Source organism: Idiomarina abyssalis (genome assembly GCF_900116625.1).
Lineage (GTDB): Bacteria > Pseudomonadota > Gammaproteobacteria > Enterobacterales > Alteromonadaceae > Idiomarina > Idiomarina abyssalis.
Map to the genome: position 1 here is coordinate 189,147 of NZ_FPBE01000002.1, position 17,280 is coordinate 206,426.

Consider the following 17,280-nt stretch of genomic DNA (forward strand, 5'->3'; position numbering starts at 1 on the left):
AAGTTACTGCCTGGTTGGGCGGAGAGTATCTACTGCTTTATCGAGAACGCCGTTCACAAAACGATGGCTTTCGTCAGCACCGAAAGATTTAGCCAACTCTATCGCTTCATTAATAGCGACTTTATAAGGCACATCCACGCGCTCGCGCAACTCGTAGGCAGCCAGTCTCAGAACCGCCATTTCAATTGGGTCGAGTTCTTTAATGGGTCTGTCTAAAAACGGTTCCAGCGCATCGTCCAGTGTCCGGTAATGCCCGCCAACACCACGAACCAACTCTAAAAAGTAGTCGACATCGACTTTGCTGGTATCGTTTTCTGTTAAAAATTGAGCCTCAATATCGCTAAAGCTATTTTGCGATAACTGCCATGAGTAAATTGCTTGCACGGCCAGCTTACGGGCCTTTCTTCTTGCTGCGGGTTTCATTTAATGTGTCTCAGAGTTGTTTCAGTACATTAACCATTTCAAGCGCGCTTAATGCGGCTTCCGAGCCTTTATTACCGGCTTTAGAACCACTGCGTTCAATGGCTTGTTCCAGCGTATCAGTGGTAATAACACCAAACGCCACTGGCAGATCAAATTCCGTTGCAACCCGGCCTAACCCGCTATTACATTCACCTGCAACAAACTCAAAGTGAGGTGTTCCGCCACGAATAACAGCACCAACGGCAATAATCGCATCGTATTTACCTGAGCTTGCCAGCCGCTTAGCCGTTACCGGCATTTCATAGGCGCCGGGAACACGCACAACCGTGATGTCTTCGTCGGCTACTTCACCGTAGTGTTTCAGCGTCTGCACAGCACCGTCTAACAGGCTTTCCACCATAAAATGGTTAAACCGGGAGACAATAATGGCAAACTTTTTACCAGCTGCGTTAATTCCGCCTTCAATTACCTGCATGAGTTTTCCTTATTAACCGTTCGTTAATTGCGCGCGATGATAGCACAATGCGGGATTATTTGCGTGATATTGCGTAGGAGAAATACTTTTCTTCTGCATCTAAGTCACGCCCGAGCGAACGCGCGTTACTACTTTCTAATAGCTGTAAGGCTGTATCGTTGCTTTGCGATACCGGGAACAACACTTGCCGCCAGGGCCAGCTTGCTTCCAGCCAATTTGTTAACAAAACAAAAAAGTCATTGTGCAAATTGTCATTCACCGCTGACTCTAATAACCACCAGCTAATTTCAGCGTTATAAGCATTGCGGGGAATACCGCTTTTCTCTTCTCTGCTGGCGGCAACGGGTACCATGTAAACGGCGCCAATTATGGACTTGTCTTCTTTATCAAGTACTAAGTAGGTAAAGCTTGTTCTTTCTTTGGCTTGCTCCAGGTGGTAGCTCACCATGGTTTCATTTTGTTCCAGACTGCTTTTTTCCGAAGGCCAGGCCCACCCAAGACGGTTATACAGCCACTTTTGCGATGTCATGTAACTGTGGAAGAAGCGATCAGCATCCGATGCTTCTATTGGGCGAATTATTAGCTTTTTGCCTTCAGCAGATTCAGGCACCATCCACTCACTGCGCCAGAAGTCCGCCGCTACCGCCGAATGAAAAACCGGCAGTATTAACAGCAGTAGACAAAGCCGCAAAGGAAGCTTCAACACGCCTCTCCCCGCTTACCTTGAGCATGTTCGAAATAGGACTTCACTCGCTCCAGTTCTTTCTCAATTTCGTCACTAACCATTAGTGCCGGGCCAATATCAATCGCTTTTCGCGCATAGTCAAACGCTATGGGGACAACAGGCACTTTTGCTTGCTGTGCCATGTGTAAGAACCCTTTTTTCCATTCATGCACACGTTTTCGGGTTCCTTCCGGCGTTATCACCAGAATCAGTTCATCTTTTTCTCTGAACTGCTTTACCATGTTGCCGACCACACCATTGGCGCTACTTCTGTCTATAGGAATGCCACCCAGTTTTGTCAGCAGTCCTTTGAGCGGAAAACGGAACAAGCTATGCTTGGCAAGGTAATTCAGTTTCAAACCCATAGCTAACATAACGCATGCACCGACTGGAAAGTCCCAGTTTGAGGTGTGTGGTGCCACAGGAAGAATGGCCTTTTTCACGCTTGGCATTTCACCATTAATTTTCCATCCGCCCAGAACTCGCAGACCAAGTCGGCCAACCCAGCGCAGGAATCGATTATGGGTAACAGGGAACTCGCCTTTAACGAATTCCGGAATGGTATTTTTATCCGTCATAAACTTACTGCAACGCTCTTCTTATTTCGCGTAATTTATCTTTTACACGTTGAATATTATCCGGCCCCATACGTAATAACTGCTTTTGCGCCGCCGGTAATGACTCATAGCTATCGTCCGCAAAGGTATACATTACGCTATCGTCTTCTACTTGAACCAGTCCATCCGGTACCGGTGTATCAAGAGCAACTTCGATAGCGTCCAGCAAAGTATTGTCAAAGTCAGATTCCGGATACCCGATTTCTGCGTAAGCTTTCTGCACTAAGGGCTTAAATAACTCGTAGTTTTCAACTAAGACATCTGCCTCCAGGCTCACAAACCAGTCAACTAAAGCATCGTAGCGGTGATAACTGCTTTCATCGATATAAAGTTCGCCATCCACTTCCAGTACCTTAAAGCGCCCATCGGGACGTTGTACGATAGTGCGTTCGCGAACAATACTGCCGTTGCTGATGTTATCCATTAGCACAACAGCATCGCGGATAAGCTGAGAGCTTTTTAATGGACGAATATTGATTTCCGCTGAATCAAGGTTCTGCAACACGGTTGGTGTGCTCTCATCAAGTTCAGGCAAAGCTATGGGTTCAGGCTCGGGTTCCTGAGATTCAGGAGCTGCTTCCGGCTCTGTTGGAATTGGTTCTAATTCCAGTTCCGGCTCAGGCTCCGCCGTTTCTTCGTCATAGCTTTCCACTGCAACTTCAGTAGATTGCTGCTGATCCACCTCGACCGTCTCTGTTTGTGGCTTCTTGTCTTCTGAAGCGGGTAACCACCACCATACAATAGCGGCGATAACTGCCAACACAATTAAGCTAACGACAACCCAAGTCGTTTTACGACTGGCTTCTTCAGTTGCCGGTGATGTTTCAACCTGATCGTCACTCATTGTGCGCTCCTCTACTTTTGCTCAGCACGACAAAAAACCAATTGTTTATCGCTCGACATTGCTTCATTAAAGCGATAACCACTTGCATCAAACTCTTTAAGATCAGACACAGATTTTGGCTTTTGGTTCACGATGAATCGCGCCATAAGCCCCCGCGCCTTCTTCGCATAAAAGCTGATAACTTTATACTGGCCGTTTTTCTCGTCTTTAAATACGGGAGTGATAATATCCGCATTAAGCGCTTTTGGCTTAACGGCAGAAAAATACTCATTTGACGCTAAGTTAACCAACGTTGAGCTTCCCAGCTTGGCCAAGTCGTCATTCAGCAGCTCAGTAATGGTATCGCCCCAGTATTCATATAGGTTTTTACCCTTTGGATTGTCCAATTTAGTTCCCATCTCCAGCCGATAAGGCTGCATAAGATCCAACGGACGCAAGACACCATAAAGGCCAGAAAGAATTCGCAGCTGTTGCTGTGCCGTATTAATGGCTTCCGAATTCAAACTGGCAGCATCTAATCCAGTATAGACATCACCGTTAAACGCGAACATTGCCGGACGTGCATTTTCTTCATTAAAAGGCCGTTGCCATTGCTCAAACCGAGCGGCATTAAGGCCGGCCAGTTTGTCGCTAATTTTCATTAACGAACCCAATTGCTGAGGGCTCAACTGCCGGCACACCTTCACCAACTCTTCGGCGTTATCCAGCAATCGTGGCTGAGTTACATCGAGGCTCGGCAAGTTGCTTTCATAATCCAGGTTTTTTGCAGGTGAAACTACAGCCAACATGTCAAATGCACTCCGTTCAAGTTAAACAGTTATACCTATATTAAGGCAAAGGATCCTGATCCGCGCCTTCTTTTTCCACTTCCGTCGGCATTAAGTCGTCACGGCTTACGCCAAAGGCCAGAGCCACTGTACTGGCGATATAAATGGATGAATAAGTACCAATAACCACACCAAATAATAAAGCCGTAGCAAACCCGTGAATTAACGGTCCACCAAGGAAGAACAATGTCAGCAGCACCAGTATCGTTGTTAACGAGGTCACTAAGGTTCGGCTCAGCGTATCGGTTAATGCCCGGTTAACTGTCTGAATAGGTGTTAACTTAGCAAACTTACGGAAAGTTTCCCTAATCCGGTCACAGACCACCACGGTATCGTTAATTGAGTAACCGATAACCGCCAGCAGAGCTGCCATTACCGTTAAGTCGAATTCAAGCTGCAATATTGAAAACAGTCCTAAAGTCAAAATAACATCGTGTGCTAAGGCTGCAACCGCGCCAACAGCGAGACGCCATTCAAACCGCATCGCAATGTAAAGCAAAATACAAATAAGAGCGGTTAACATGGCCAGCCCACCCTGTTCGATGAACTCATCACCAACATTGGGGCCCACAAACTCTATACGGCGCATCTCAACGGTTTGCTCAAATTCAGCGCGCAAAGAGTCAAGAATATCGGTGCCGAGCTGCTCGGCTTTCACGCCTTCACGCGGCTCCAGACGAATAAGGATATCTTCCTGGGTGCCGTAGTTCTGCACCACGGCATCACCGAAGCCCTTATTGTCTAACGCACTTCTCACCCGGCTTAAATCTGCTGGTTTTTCAAACCCCACCTCAAGTAGTGTTCCGCCGGTAAAATCAAGCCCAAAATTGAGCTTATTAACCGATAAAGAAGCTATGGAAGCCACCACCAGTATAATACTGATAATGCCCATAATTCCGCGGAACCGCATGAAGGGAAGTCGTTCATTTGTCTTTATAATCTCTTGCATGGCTCCCCCTAGATAGGCAGTTTAGACAGCTTTTTGCCGCCCCAAACTGAGTTAACAATGGCTCGGGTTCCGACTATCGCAGTAAACATGGATGTGATAATCCCGATAGCAAGAGTGATGGCAAAGCCTTTAATAGGACCGTTACCAATAGCGAACAATATAAGCGCCGCAATTAACGTTGTGACGTTAGCATCGGCAATGGTCGACAAAGCGCTGTCGTAACCATGATGAATGGCCTGTTGCGGACTCCGCTTAGCTTTAATTTCTTCGCGTATACGCTCAAAAATAAGCACATTGGCGTCAACGGCCATACCGACGGTCAATACAATACCGGCCATACCTGGCAAGGTCAGTGTTGCGCCGGGTATCATCGACATAACACCGATAATAAGAATCAGGTTAGCTGCCAAAGCTGTGTTTGCCACCAAACCAAACTTCTTGTAGTACACAACCATAAAGGCCAGTACTAAAACAAAGCCCCAGAAAATAGCCTGTGTACCTGAATCAATGTTTTGCTGTCCCAGGCTTGGTCCTACGGTGCGTTCTTCAACAATCTGTATGGGGGCTATCAACGCACCGGCGCGTAATAGCAGCGCCAGATTCTGTGCTTCGTTAGCGCCAACACCCGTAATACGGAAGCTACTGCCTAAACGAGACTGAATAGTGGCTACGTTAATAACTTCTGCGTTTTTGGTGAACTGCAGGTTACCTTCTTCATCACGCTCATCGGTGGCTTTATATTCGATAAAAACCGTTGCCATAGGCTGACCAACATGGTCTTTGGTTGCCATAGACATTTTATTGCCGCCAGCACCATCCAGCGTAATATTAACCTGAGGGCGGTTGTACTCATCGTAACCAACGCCTGCGTTAACAATATGGTCACCAGTCAGAATAACGTCTTCTTTCAGTAGCTGCTGTGGACCATCACGCATTGGCATTAACTCACTACCAAAAGGCACTCGGCCGTTGACGGCGTCGCGTACGTCGTTTTCGGAGTCAACCATACGGAACTCCAGCGTTGCTGTAGCCCCTAAAATTTCTTTCGCCCGGGCAGTATCCTGCACCCCGGGAAGCTCAACAACAATGCGGTTAGAGCCCTGACGTTGAATAACTGGCTCTGCAACACCCAGCTCATTCACCCGGTTACGCATAATGGTGATGTTTTGCGACACCGCATAATCTCGAGTTTCCGCAAGCTTCTGATCACTCATCTGCAACTGCAGCAGCCGGTTTTCTTCGTCTTCTACCAGGTTATAGCCCTGATACCTGCCGTCTAAGTAGCTTGCGGCCTCGGCATAGGCTTCGTCAGTACGCAGCTCAACTTCTACAGTAGTGTCGTCAACTCTAACGGCACTGTAACGAATACGCTCTTCACGCAACTCTGTGCGGATTGTGTCTTTCATACCATCGACAATTTTGCGGACAGCTTCGTCCATGTCGATTTCCATTAAGAAGTGCACACCGCCGCGCAAATCAAGCCCAAGCTTCATCGGCTGAGCACCAACACTTTTCAGCCACTCAGGTGTTGCGGGCGCTAAGTTCAAAGCAACAATGTAATTATCACCTAAGCTGTCCAGGATAGTTTCCCGGGCTTTTAGCTGCTCATCGTCCGAGTTTAAGCGGACCAGTAGCTGCTCTTCTTCCAGTGCGATACTTTTTGCTTGTATGCCAACGTTTTCCAGACTGCTTTTTACGCGATCCATAGTGCTGGTATCAATGGTCGCATTTCGGTTTGCGGAAACTTGAACTGCCGGGTCTTCACCGTAAATATTTGGCAGCGCATAAAGCGCTGCCACTAAAACGATAAAAATAACCAGCAGGTTTTTCCACAACGGGTATTTATTTAACACGTCGTGCCCCTGTTTCTAATGTCAGAGATTAGAGAGACTTCATTGTTCCTTTAGGAAGAACGGAAGTCACAGAACCTTTCTGGATGGTTACTTCTAGCTCGTCAGTCAAAGCAATAACAAGAAAGTCTTTATCGTCGCTTACTTTGGTAATTTTACCGACTAAACCGCCTTGAGTAAGTACTTCATCACCCTTGCTCAATGCACCCATCAATTCTTTATGCTGCTTAACACGCTTAGCTTGCGGACGGTAAATCATGAAGTAGAAAATCAAAGCAAACATTACCAGCATGAAAATTAATTCCATGCCACCGCCACTTTGGCCACCTGCGTCTTGCGCGTAAGCTGAGCTAATAAAAAAGTCCATAAAATTCCCTCAGTTAATTTAAATTTATTATTAATTTTTGAACAACCATCTCACGATATGGGGACAGCTATTGCAAAATACAATTCAATTTATCTAAACCCGTTATACTATCAGAAAGTTTAACGCCGCTCAGTATTATCAAATATCATATCCCAAACTTTTCAGCCTGCGCCTCAAACCAATTTGTGATACTTGTAAATCCCACATCATTTTTTCGGTGTCAGAACGGTTTTTCTCGTAGCTTTGCTTAATCTCTTCTTCGGATAAATCCTGTGCGGTTCGCACACCTTCAAAACGTTGAATTAACTGATAAACAGACGCTCGGGAAATACCGAGTTTTTTCGCTGTAGCCTGCAGCTCAAAGCGACAACTTTCCAGCGTTTCTAATAACTCGTTGCGGCTCACACTGTTTGGTCGCCGCTGAACATGTGTTTCTTCTTCCCAATGACCATTTACCGAGGTGGGCCTAAGCATAGAGAGTAGTTGCGGATCCAAATGCAATTGCTCCTGATCGCGGCTATCAATAACCACCTGTCGAGCAACATTTCGCAACTGCCGCACATTGCCAGGCCAATGAAATGTCATTAGCTGGCTCATTAGTTCACCGGAAATTTTCGCATCGTACGCGCGGTTACCATAAAGCTTTTGCCATTGTTCCCGAACAAAATAATCGAACAACAAGCCTATGTCTTCACGCCTTTCCGTTAAAGGCGGAATAAACAACTGATAGGCGGACAGCTTTTCAATGAGCATCGATAACGTCGAGTTTTCTTCAATGTCGCCAGGGTCTTTATGGCTGGTAAACATAATACGACAGTTGATAGGCTGCGTATCCTCGGTGCCGACAGGGACAACTGAGCCACTTTGCAGAACAGTGTGCAATAAGCGATGCACATTCACCGAAGCGTCTTCGATATCTTCAAGTACAATAGTTCCACCGTTTGCTTGCTCAAAATAGCCAAGCTGACGGTTTCCGTCGCGTTCGCTCCCAAACAGTTCAGCTTCGGCGACTGCGTCATGAATTGCAGCGAGGTTCACGCTGATGAACGGCTTGTCGCGCCTTTCACTGGCCTGATGAATAGCATAAGCCGCCTGCTGTTTTCCTACTCCGGCCGCACCTCTAATCATAACCGGCAGACTCATACTGGCCAGTTGCTCTACACGTTGTCTGATAGCCCGAATATCGGAACTGATACCAAAAAGTACATCGTTATCATCAACCGCAGAGTCATGCAGCGGCAGAAGCTTCAACAATAAAACGATTCTATGGTTTAAACCAATAACCACGCCATTATCCAGCTCTCTTTCGTGCAGCACATACTCGTCCTGAACGCCCCGGCCAACAACGGTTACCGTCGTTTTAGTGCTATGTGCCCGAAGCTTTATGCGCCCATCGGGTTCACTTTGAAAAATAATGGGTGAACGACTAATAAATTCATCAAGCAAGGCTCTACCGGCATTGCCATTTTTAGCGAATTCGGGTTTTACCCGGCTTAAATAATCATTGCCCTCATTGTGCAAATCAATTAATGCGGCACGTTCGCCTATCCGTGATCTATCCGGGTGCGTTGCAATAACTAACATGGGAACTCGTTGATAACTGTCAACGAGTTCGTCAACCGCGTGTTTTGTCGTGTACTGAGTTGCACTCATTCTCGCTAATCCTTAGCCCAACAGCCTTTCTGACGTTGGTGCCATGATAAAATTATGAATAGCAAATAGCCACTCAATTTGTGCTGGGAATCAATAAAGGTTAATGACAAACTAAGTTATACCATTGCTACTTTTTGATTACTCATGGAATTGATATTTTACTGGACAGATCATGCTGGTGTCGCGGTTTTTGCGATAGCTGGTACGTTATTAGCGTTTCGTAAGAAAATGGATGGTTTTGGCGTACTGGTTTTAGCATCAGCAACGGCTATTGGCGGCGGAACGACTCGCGATCTTATACTGGGTTTACCGGTTTTCTGGACTTACGATCCCAACTACCTTTACACCATTATTATTGCGGCGTTACTCACTATAGTCTGGCTGCGCTTTAAAGCCTATATTCCCATGACAACATTAATGGTCGCCGATGCCATTGGACTTGCCTTTTTTGCAACAATGGGCGCGGAGAAAACCTTATCAGCGGGCTTTTCACCTTTTATCGCTATTATTATGGGAACCATATCGGCCTGTTTTGGTGGCATGCTCCGTGACGTTCTTGCCCGTGATATTCCCATGGTTTTAAAAAGTGAGTTGTACGCAACGACTTGCATCGCAGGGGCTACGGTTTATGTTCTGCTGGTTCCTTACCAACCTTTGATAGCATTAGCTGCTGGTATGACATCAACGCTGCTGATTCGCTTAGGGGCAATTAAGTTTAACTGGTCGCTGACTGTTTTCCGTGATCAGCAGGATCACCATTAGCCATGCTAAGCATCGAAGTCACCGTTTTTGCAGCAATTGCTTACTTAACCATTCTATTCAGCATTGCTTATCGCGGTGACCGGGCAGCGTCCAACCGGGTAAAGCCTTATCGCTACTCCCTGGCTCAGGGTGTGCACTGCACGTCATGGGCGTTTTTCGGAACCATTACTCAGTCTGCCTACTATGGCTGGGCCTTTGCGCCAACTTACGCCGGTGCAATTGTTGTTTTTATCGTGCTTCATGGCTTACAACTTAAGCTACTCAATTATTGTAAACATCAGAATATTACGTCCATTGCCGATCTCATCGGCACACGCTACGGCAAGTCGCCTTTATTAGCCGGAATTGTCGCCATTACCGCTTTTATCGCCGTCGTGCCATACATATCACTGCAATTACGTGCGGTCACATCAAGTTTTGCGGCTGTCACCGGGTTTGATAATAACCCGTCGTGGCTATTCGACCTTTCCTTCCTGGTAGCTTTAACCATGATTGGGTTCGGTTTCCTTTTTGGTACACGCCGCCTTAGTTTGGCCGAACAGCATTCCGGTTTAATGGATGCCATTGCTTTCGAGTCTTTAGTAAAGCTTGGTGCTTTTATCATTGTGGGGCTATTTGCCAGTTATACCGTGTTCGACGGTTTAGCCGACCTTTTCCAAACCAGTTTTCAGTCAGCGCACACTCAGGAAGTTCTGGCCGGGCGTGAGCATGGCGGCTATGTGTTTGCGGTACATATGCTGTTAGGCGGGCTATCCATGTTTTGTCTGCCTCGCCAGTTTCATGTGGGCTATGTGGAAAACACCCATCCCGATGAATTGAAAACGGCACGCTGGGCTTTTCCGCTATACCTGTTCGCTATTAATTTTTTCATACTGCCGCTGGCATTAAGCGCATTACACCTAGCACCGGAACAAGCGGGGCAGGATACCTTTCTGCTTGCCATTCCGCTTATGATGGACAGGCCGGATATTACCCTTATTGCCTTTATTGGCGGTTTGTCAGCAGCTACCAGCATGGTCATTATTGCGTTACTGGCGTTGAGCATCATGGTCTCAAACGACGTGGTTATGCCCGTCTGGTTGCGCATGACCCGGCAAAAACTCAGGCAGTTTAGCTTTACGCCCAAGCGAATTTTGTCCATTCGACGCATGACAATGGTCGTGGTCATGTTTATGGCCTACCTGTACTATCAGGCCACCATTGAGTCGATGCCATTGGTAAACTCCGGGTTACTCTCACTGGCCTTACTGGCTCAGTTGGCTCCCGCTATTTTAGCGACGGTTGTGTGGCGAAATGCGACTCAAACCGGGGTGCTGGCCGGACTCGCTGTCGGTACGATTCTCTGGCTGGTACTTTTACTCATTCCATCCATCGGCCGTCAACCTCTGGTTACCGATATTGATATCGCCAATGGCGTACTCATTAGCCTGGGAGCCAACCTGGCCTGCTTTTGGTTATTCTCGGTAATTAGCAGAAATGTTCAGACGGAACTGCCCCATATTGATAACAGTGACAGTTATACACAACAGCCAAGTCTCACCTGGGCCCGGCTGCGTTCACTTTTGTCCCGGTTTTACGATGACCAGCAATTAGCGGCTATTCAACAGCGGCTGAGAATGGATCTGTTAACCCCGGAAGGCCAGGCGATGGTTCCGGCTCCTATGCTGGTTCGTATCGAGCGTGAGTTATCAGCGGTAATAGGCACTTCAGCCAGCCGGCTTCTGTTGGATACCGTTTCGGAACAGCAGGAATTCCCGGTTTCCCGGGTGGTTGACTGGGCGACCGAAGCGTCACGCCTTTATCAGTTTAACCGGGAGCTTTTACAGGCTTCCGTCGAAAATATTCCGCAGGGCATTAGTGTGGTCGACCAAAAGCTGAGACTGGTAGCATGGAACCGACGTTATCTGGAGATATTTGCTTACCCGGACGGATTAGTCCGCTCAGGAATGCCTGTTGAAGAACTGCTGCGTTACAACGCCAGTCGCGGTCTGTTAAGTACCTCTGAAAACGGAGACGTCGAAAGTGAAATTCAAAAACGTCTGAGTTACTTACGTGCTGGTAGTGCCTATCGTTACCAGCGCCAGCAGGGCTCATTAACAATAGAACTTCAGGGAAACCCAATGCCGGGCGGAGGCTTTGTTACAACCTACAGTGATATTACTGAGCGTATCGAAGCCCAAAAACAGCTACAAAAAGTTAATCAGGAGCTGGAGCAACGCGTTGACGAGCGAACACAGCAGTTATTATCCGCCAAACAGGCGGAAGAAAGAGCTCATGAAAGTAAGTCCCGATTTTTTGCAGCGGTAAGCCACGACTTAATGCAGCCTTTTAATGCCGCCAGTTTGTTTTGTGAAATGCTGCAGTCTCGACTACCACAGGACTACCTGCCACTAGCCTCAAATATACAACGGTCTTTAGAACACGCCGAAGAGTTGCTTACCATGCTGCTCGATATGACTAAACTGGATGCAGGAAACCTGCAACCCGACTACCAGTGCTTTTCTATTGATCAGGCGCTACAACCTCTCGTTGAACGTTATCAAATGATGGCGAAAGAAAAGCAACTGCAACTGAACTACCACAAAAGCTCTGGCTTGGTAAAAACGGATAGAAAACTACTGACCCGCATTGTGCAGAACTTGCTGTCTAACGCCTTACGCTATACCGAGCAAGGCCGTATTGTGTTGGGCTTTCGCCGTCGCAAAGATAAACTTACCATCTGCATTGTTGATACAGGCGCGGGCATTCCTGAGCATAAACAACAAGAGATATTCCGCGAGTTTCATCAGCTGCAATCCAGTGGCGACAACCCGGGACTTGGGCTTGGTCTTTCTATCGTTGAACGTATGTGCCGGCTGTTGAAAATTGAGTTAAGCCTGTCTTCAACGCCCGGACAAGGCACAGCTTTTAGCCTAACCCTGCCTGTTGTAGGATGGGAGAAAGAAGCTCAACCTATGGTTATTCAAAACTATTCCGTTGATGAGAAGTTATTACAGGGTATGAAGGTACTGGTTATTGATAATGACCCACAGGTTCTGGTTGCTACCGCGGGTCTTCTAACTGACTGGGGCGCACAAACCTTCACGGCGGCCGATATCAAACAAGCTAAAATGCAACCACCCTGTGAACTGATTCTGGCCGATTATCATCTCGACGACGGTCATACCGGAATTGAACTTGTTTGGGCTATGCGAAAAGCCTGGAGTGCTGATACCCCGGCGATTATCAATTCAGCTGACCCCGATGAACAACTCAGAGAGCAAGCGTTAGAAGCCAACGCTTACTTTATTCCAAAACCTCTAAAAAGTGGGGCTTTAAAGCGTTTACTCAAGCGTATCCGACGTGTCTAGCATTTCTCGGAACATAATGCCGGCCTGGGTGCGGTTTACACAGTTTAATTTGCGCAAAATTGCGGAAGCGTGTTGTTTAATCGTGGTTTCCTGCACGCCCAGTTCATAGGCTATTTGCTTGTTCAGTAAACCGTCGGCAATGCACTGTAAAACCTTAAATTGCTGCGGTGTTAGCTGCTCAAGCTTATTAGCAAATTCACTCATCTCTTCGTCAGGCTCTGCTAAATTCATGCTTAACATCGACTCCGGTAGCCAGTTATCGCCCGACAACACTGTTGTTACAGCCGTCTGCCATTCGGGTAAAGGAACTGATTTTGGAATATAGCCACTGGCACCCAGCGCCATTGCCTGGCGTATAACACGAGTGTCTTCATTTGCAGAAACAATAACGACCAGAATATCCGGAAATTGGCTGCGTAAAACAGACAGTCCGGTTAAGCCCCGATTACCCGGCATTGAGAGATCAAGAAACACCAGTTCAATTTGAGGGAACCGCTTTAACTGCTGTTCTAACTGAGAAAAACTTGAAGCTTCAATAATGTCGCTATCTAAACTATCACTTAATGCCTGCTTCATTGCCGCCCGAAAAAGCGGATGATCATCAGCAATAATTGCTCTGGCCATAGTTCCTGCTGAATTCAACTGTGAGTTAATGACCATGCTAGCGACTTAAAAGAAAAAAGCCAGCGTTACCGCTTTATGCAGCAACGCCGGCCGGGGGGTTAAAAACGATAACCGACAGACAAAGATACGGTCCGCGGATCACCGTAGTAGCCAGTCACAATATTTTCGCCAAAGGTTGAGCCAAAGTTGTAGCCCGATAAACGGTACTCTTCGTCGAAAATATTTTTAGCATGTAAGCCGACGGTCCAGTTGCTGGCATCGGAATACCAAACCAAGCTCGTGTTGGTAATACTGTACGAGTCTTCATCTAATGGCGATGGCACTTCAAATATCTGTGTTTCATCGCGGTAAGAAACTGCCGCTGACCATACTAAAGATCCGCTATCAAGGCTGAACTCTTTATTGAAGCCTAAGTTTGCAGTCAGCTCCGGTGTATTCGCAAACGACCATAATCCCGAAACATCTTCCACTTGTTGCGTTTCAGGGTTAAAGAATGCGACCTCATCAAACTCGGCATTAATGTAACCAATTGAGCCAGTGAAATTCAGAGTTGATGTTGCTGCAAATGTACCTTCAACTTCTACGCCCTTGACAGTTGAGTCAGCCGCATTCAATACCTGCGACGCAACACCGTTTGGAACAGCTCGTTGAACAGTAACCTGCATGTCCTGGTAATCAGAATAGAAAGTTGACGCGTTAAGGCGTAAGCGCCCGTCAAGCAGTTCGCTCTTCATACCAATTTCAAAGGTATCAACTACTTCAGGGTCATAAGGGTTTTGCGCATCCGGGTTAAGTGAAACATCGGCTCGCATATCAACACCACCTGATTTGAAGCCATTACTGTAACTGGCATAAAACATCAGGCTTGGATCCATCTGGTAACGAAGGCTCGCGTGCGGCGAGAATTTGCTCCAGTCTGCTTTGGTGCTGAAGTCAGAGTTAACGACGATAGGATCCGCTGAGTAGTCACCGCGATCCAGAAACTTCACTCCAGCATAAGTGTACCGGAATACATCAGCATCTTTTTCATCGCGGGTATAACGACCGCCTAAAGTTAAGGCCCACTGATCGTCAATTTGATAAGTTCCCTGACCAAATAAAGCTTCACTCGAGGTATCAACACAGCCGCCATTATCAATAGTTAAGTTCAACATACCAAGCACGGTGCCAAAGACACCACAAGCTTCACCTTCATAAAGATACAAGCCGCCGATAAAATCAAACCTCTCGCTACCGTAACTTAATTGAAACTCCTGCGTTGTCTGATCGTCTTCATAAATTGCAGGTACAAGCAGTACAGGGTTTACCGTGGAATCAAAGTCGATGTTCGTATCGGTATAACCCTCACGATAAGCTGTCACTGACTTAAACGCCCAGGCATTATTGATGTCCCAATCCACGGTTACTGAGTAACCCTCGGTTTCAACCGTGTTGTCAGTTGGCATTGCCGTATAGGAATCAAATACGTCATCTAAAGCAGGTTCTGTGCTTAGCAAACTGGGTAGTAAACGATGACCACCCCGTGCATTCGAGTCATCTTCTGTCCAGTCTGCAGCAAATTTCACTGACACGTCTTTAGACGCTAGCCATTTCGCATTAATTCGACCCGTCATTAACTCTTTGTTGTAGTTTTCATCGCCAGTATTAACGAACTCGCCAAAACCATCACGGTTTAAAGTAGCGAATGCGCCGCCAATGTAGAAGTTGTCTGTCAGTGCTGTCTGGCCTGAAACCTTTAAGTCACGCTGGTTATAAGTGCCAACCGTTCCTTTAATTTCAAACTCGTCGTAGCCTGTCAGCTCGCGAGTTACGTACTTCATGGCACCACCGATGGTATTCTTACCGTACAAAGTTCCTTGTGGACCACGCAGAACTTCCACACGCTGTACGTCCAGTACTTCCAGAACCGCGCCTTGAGGTCGGGCGACATAAACATCATCTATGTAAATACCGACACCTGGCTCAAACCCCCATAATGGATCCTGCTGGCCAATGCCACGAATATAAGCAGTGAGCGTCGAGTTAGTTCCGCGACTGACCTGAAAGGTGGTGTTCGGCATTTTAAACTGAAGTTCTGTAATATCTCCAATACCGCCCTGTTCCAATTCCTGTTCACCGAAAGCACTTACAGATACTGGCACTTCCTGAAGACTTTCGTTCGTACGACGCGCGGTCACTTCAATTCGTTCAAGCTTGCCGTCTTCAGCCTCGGTATTCTCATTTTGCTGAGCCAAAGCCATAGGACTGCTAAGCAGAGTGGTTACCGCTGCTGCAATCAGTGATTTCTGAAATTTGGGTTGTTTCATTGTTGTTCCCCTGACAGATAATGTCGTTTGTAATTGTTATTTCCGTTTACAGCTATTTAACGGTTCAGAGTCATGGTTGCTTACTAAACTAGCGCAAATTGTTAAGATTGTGATCTGTACCATAGTACTATAGGGGCAAATCCCTTTATCACGCACAATACATCCATGCAGCGATTCAGAGCATGGTCCGTTTTCTTTTTCGTTGCGAGGTAACTCATGTTAAGTATGATTGGTCTGATCGGCGGCCTTGTGTTGCTCATCATACTCACTTTAAGAGGGATGAACCTGTTTATCAGTGCCCCTCTTTGCGCCGTGGTCGTGGCTTTATGTAGCGGCGTGCCATTACTCACAGGTGACGTGAACTTTGTCAGTGCCTATATGGACGGCTTTGCCAGCTTTGTGGCGGCCTGGTTTTTTATGTTCTTACTGGGCTCTATGTTCGGTAAGTTTATGGAAGACACCGGTGCTGCTGACAGTGTTGCGCGCTGGATAATCAACAAGCTAGGCCGAAAACAGGCGGTTCTCGCTGTTGTCCTGGCCTGCGCAATTCTGACCTACGGCGGCGTCAGCGTATTCGTTGTGGCGTTCTCGGTTTACCCAATGGCGCTCAGTTTGTTTAAAGACGCGAACTTACCTCGTCGCTTTATTCCGGCTGCACTGGCCTTTGGCTCTGTCACTTTTACCATGACCTCGGCAGGTTCTCCGGAAATTCAAAACTGGATACCGGTAAAATACTTAGGTACCTCGCCTTATGCTGCCTGGGAAGTGAGCCTGGTAGTCGCTGTTTTAATGGCAACCTTCGGTTACTGGTGGCTCAAAAAGATCATTAACCGTGCCGTCGCAAACGGCGAGCAATTTGAAGCACGTGAAGGCGACCCAATACTTTTAGAGCGAGAACTACCCTCACCGATAAGTGGGTTAATTCCACTACTGGTTGTGCTTGGGCTGTCCTTTACCTTTCACGATACCTTGCAGCAAAACGCCTTAATTGTTGCTTTGCTGGGCGGTGTTATTGCCATTGCGGTCATTAACTTCAAACATTTTCATAAGCCACAAACCGCCATTCATGAAGCCACAACCGGTGCTTTGGTGGCTATAGGCAACACCGCGGCAGTGGTTGGATTTGGCAGCATCGCCAAGATTACTCCAGCCTTTGATACAGCGGTAAATGCTATGACCAGTTTGCCGGGTAATGAATTAGTCGGCGCGGCCGTTGCTGTAAGCGTTATCGCGGGTTTAACCGGTTCGGCTTCTGGTGGTCAGGCAATCGCCTTACCTGAAGTAGGACCGCACTATATGGCTGCCGGCGTTAACCCGGAGCAATTGCACCGTATTGTCTCAATCTCCTCCGGTGCATTGGATTCCCTGCCGCACAATGGCTATGTGGTTACCACTATTCGCGCTATTTGTAACGAGAAGCACAGTGCCGCTTACTGGGCTGTTGCTGCCGTGACCGTTGTTGTGCCGTTAATGGGTCTGGCCGTGGCCATTGGCTTATTCATGTTGTAA

At 47.2% G+C, this 17,280-nt stretch carries 15 protein-coding genes; 3 read left to right on the top strand and 12 right to left on the bottom strand.

Annotated elements, in window-relative coordinates; genetic code table 11:
* Positions 1–3: 3 nt before the first annotated feature.
* From nusB to BM359_RS06500, 10 genes are all read right to left on the bottom strand, one after another.
* A complete protein-coding gene (nusB, locus tag BM359_RS06455) occupies positions 4–423 on the bottom strand; it encodes a transcription antitermination factor NusB (RefSeq protein WP_054489442.1) in 420 nt (139 codons plus the stop codon).
* Positions 424–433: 10 nt separating this feature from the next.
* Positions 434–898 (bottom strand): 6,7-dimethyl-8-ribityllumazine synthase, encoded by a 465-nt coding sequence (gene ribH, locus BM359_RS06460; RefSeq protein ID WP_054489444.1) that lies wholly within the window; start codon positions 896–898, stop codon positions 434–436.
* 55 nt (positions 899–953) lie between these two features.
* Positions 954–1,604, bottom strand: a complete 651-nt coding sequence (locus BM359_RS06465; RefSeq protein ID WP_224798084.1) for a GNAT family N-acetyltransferase — start codon at positions 1,602–1,604, stop codon at positions 954–956.
* Positions 1,598–2,200, bottom strand: a complete 603-nt coding sequence (locus BM359_RS06470; protein WP_054489446.1) for a lysophospholipid acyltransferase family protein — start codon at positions 2,198–2,200, stop codon at positions 1,598–1,600. Before BM359_RS06470 ends, BM359_RS06465 begins: the two co-directional genes overlap by 7 nt.
* A 4-nt stretch (positions 2,201–2,204) precedes the next feature.
* Complete coding sequence (locus BM359_RS06475) at positions 2,205–3,083, bottom strand: DUF3014 domain-containing protein (protein WP_054489448.1); 879 nt, start codon at positions 3,081–3,083, stop codon at positions 2,205–2,207.
* Between the two features lie 11 nt (positions 3,084–3,094).
* Positions 3,095–3,871 (bottom strand): peroxide stress protein YaaA, encoded by a 777-nt coding sequence (yaaA, locus tag BM359_RS06480; protein ID WP_054489450.1) that lies wholly within the window; start codon positions 3,869–3,871, stop codon positions 3,095–3,097.
* A gap of 40 nt (positions 3,872–3,911) precedes the next feature.
* Positions 3,912–4,859, bottom strand: a complete 948-nt coding sequence (gene secF, locus BM359_RS06485) for a protein translocase subunit SecF (RefSeq protein ID WP_054489452.1) — start codon at positions 4,857–4,859, stop codon at positions 3,912–3,914.
* 8 nt (positions 4,860–4,867) lie between these two features.
* A complete protein-coding gene (gene secD, locus BM359_RS06490) occupies positions 4,868–6,712 on the bottom strand; it encodes a protein translocase subunit SecD (RefSeq protein WP_054489454.1) in 1,845 nt (614 codons plus the stop codon).
* Between the two features lie 28 nt (positions 6,713–6,740).
* Positions 6,741–7,076 (bottom strand): preprotein translocase subunit YajC, encoded by a 336-nt coding sequence (gene yajC, locus BM359_RS06495; protein WP_054489456.1) that lies wholly within the window; start codon positions 7,074–7,076, stop codon positions 6,741–6,743.
* Between the two features lie 138 nt (positions 7,077–7,214).
* Positions 7,215–8,729, bottom strand: a complete 1,515-nt coding sequence (locus tag BM359_RS06500) for a sigma-54-dependent transcriptional regulator (protein WP_054489459.1) — start codon at positions 8,727–8,729, stop codon at positions 7,215–7,217.
* Positions 8,730–8,873: 144 nt separating this feature from the next.
* Here BM359_RS06500 and BM359_RS06505 point away from each other — a divergent pair, with 144 nt between their 5' ends.
* Both BM359_RS06505 and BM359_RS06510 read left to right on the top strand, forming a co-directional pair.
* On the top strand, positions 8,874–9,491 hold the full coding sequence (locus BM359_RS06505; protein WP_054489461.1) for a trimeric intracellular cation channel family protein: 618 nt from the start codon (positions 8,874–8,876) through the stop codon (positions 9,489–9,491).
* Between the two features lie 2 nt (positions 9,492–9,493).
* The gene (locus BM359_RS06510) at positions 9,494–12,841 is read left to right on the top strand and encodes a PAS domain-containing hybrid sensor histidine kinase/response regulator (RefSeq protein WP_054489463.1); all 3,348 of its coding nucleotides are present in this window, start codon (positions 9,494–9,496) and stop codon (positions 12,839–12,841) included.
* Here BM359_RS06510 and BM359_RS06515 read toward each other — a convergent pair.
* Complete coding sequence (locus BM359_RS06515) at positions 12,815–13,465, bottom strand: response regulator transcription factor (protein ID WP_054489465.1); 651 nt, start codon at positions 13,463–13,465, stop codon at positions 12,815–12,817. The genes BM359_RS06510 and BM359_RS06515 overlap by 27 nt on opposite strands.
* 98 nt (positions 13,466–13,563) lie before the next feature.
* Positions 13,564–15,771, bottom strand: a complete 2,208-nt coding sequence (locus tag BM359_RS06520; protein ID WP_054489467.1) for a TonB-dependent receptor — start codon at positions 15,769–15,771, stop codon at positions 13,564–13,566.
* Between the two features lie 216 nt (positions 15,772–15,987).
* On the opposite strand from BM359_RS06520, the gene BM359_RS06525 reads away from it, so the two are divergent.
* The gene (locus BM359_RS06525; RefSeq protein ID WP_054489469.1) at positions 15,988–17,280 is read left to right on the top strand and encodes a GntP family permease; all 1,293 of its coding nucleotides are present in this window, start codon (positions 15,988–15,990) and stop codon (positions 17,278–17,280) included.

What these genes read in the sequence shown, in the direction of transcription:
- nusB (WP_054489442.1), bottom strand. Translation starts at nt 423, where the DNA reads ATGAAACCCGCAGCAAGAAGAAAGGCCCGTAAGCTGGCCGTGCAAGCA.
- ribH (WP_054489444.1), bottom strand. Translation starts at nt 898, where the DNA reads ATGCAGGTAATTGAAGGCGGAATTAACGCAGCTGGTAAAAAGTTTGCC.
- BM359_RS06515 (WP_054489465.1), bottom strand. Translation starts at nt 13,465, where the DNA reads ATGGCCAGAGCAATTATTGCTGATGATCATCCGCTTTTTCGGGCGGCA.
- yaaA (WP_054489450.1), bottom strand. Translation starts at nt 3,871, where the DNA reads ATGTTGGCTGTAGTTTCACCTGCAAAAAACCTGGATTATGAAAGCAAC.
- BM359_RS06505 (WP_054489461.1), top strand. Translation starts at nt 8,874, where the DNA reads ATGGAATTGATATTTTACTGGACAGATCATGCTGGTGTCGCGGTTTTT.
- BM359_RS06510 (WP_054489463.1), top strand. Translation starts at nt 9,494, where the DNA reads ATGCTAAGCATCGAAGTCACCGTTTTTGCAGCAATTGCTTACTTAACC.
- BM359_RS06520 (WP_054489467.1), bottom strand. Translation starts at nt 15,771, where the DNA reads ATGAAACAACCCAAATTTCAGAAATCACTGATTGCAGCAGCGGTAACC.
- BM359_RS06500 (WP_054489459.1), bottom strand. Translation starts at nt 8,729, where the DNA reads ATGAGTGCAACTCAGTACACGACAAAACACGCGGTTGACGAACTCGTT.
- BM359_RS06470 (WP_054489446.1), bottom strand. Translation starts at nt 2,200, where the DNA reads ATGACGGATAAAAATACCATTCCGGAATTCGTTAAAGGCGAGTTCCCT.
- BM359_RS06525 (WP_054489469.1), top strand. Translation starts at nt 15,988, where the DNA reads ATGTTAAGTATGATTGGTCTGATCGGCGGCCTTGTGTTGCTCATCATA.
- BM359_RS06475 (WP_054489448.1), bottom strand. Translation starts at nt 3,083, where the DNA reads ATGAGTGACGATCAGGTTGAAACATCACCGGCAACTGAAGAAGCCAGT.
- secF (WP_054489452.1), bottom strand. Translation starts at nt 4,859, where the DNA reads ATGCAAGAGATTATAAAGACAAATGAACGACTTCCCTTCATGCGGTTC.
- yajC (WP_054489456.1), bottom strand. Translation starts at nt 7,076, where the DNA reads ATGGACTTTTTTATTAGCTCAGCTTACGCGCAAGACGCAGGTGGCCAA.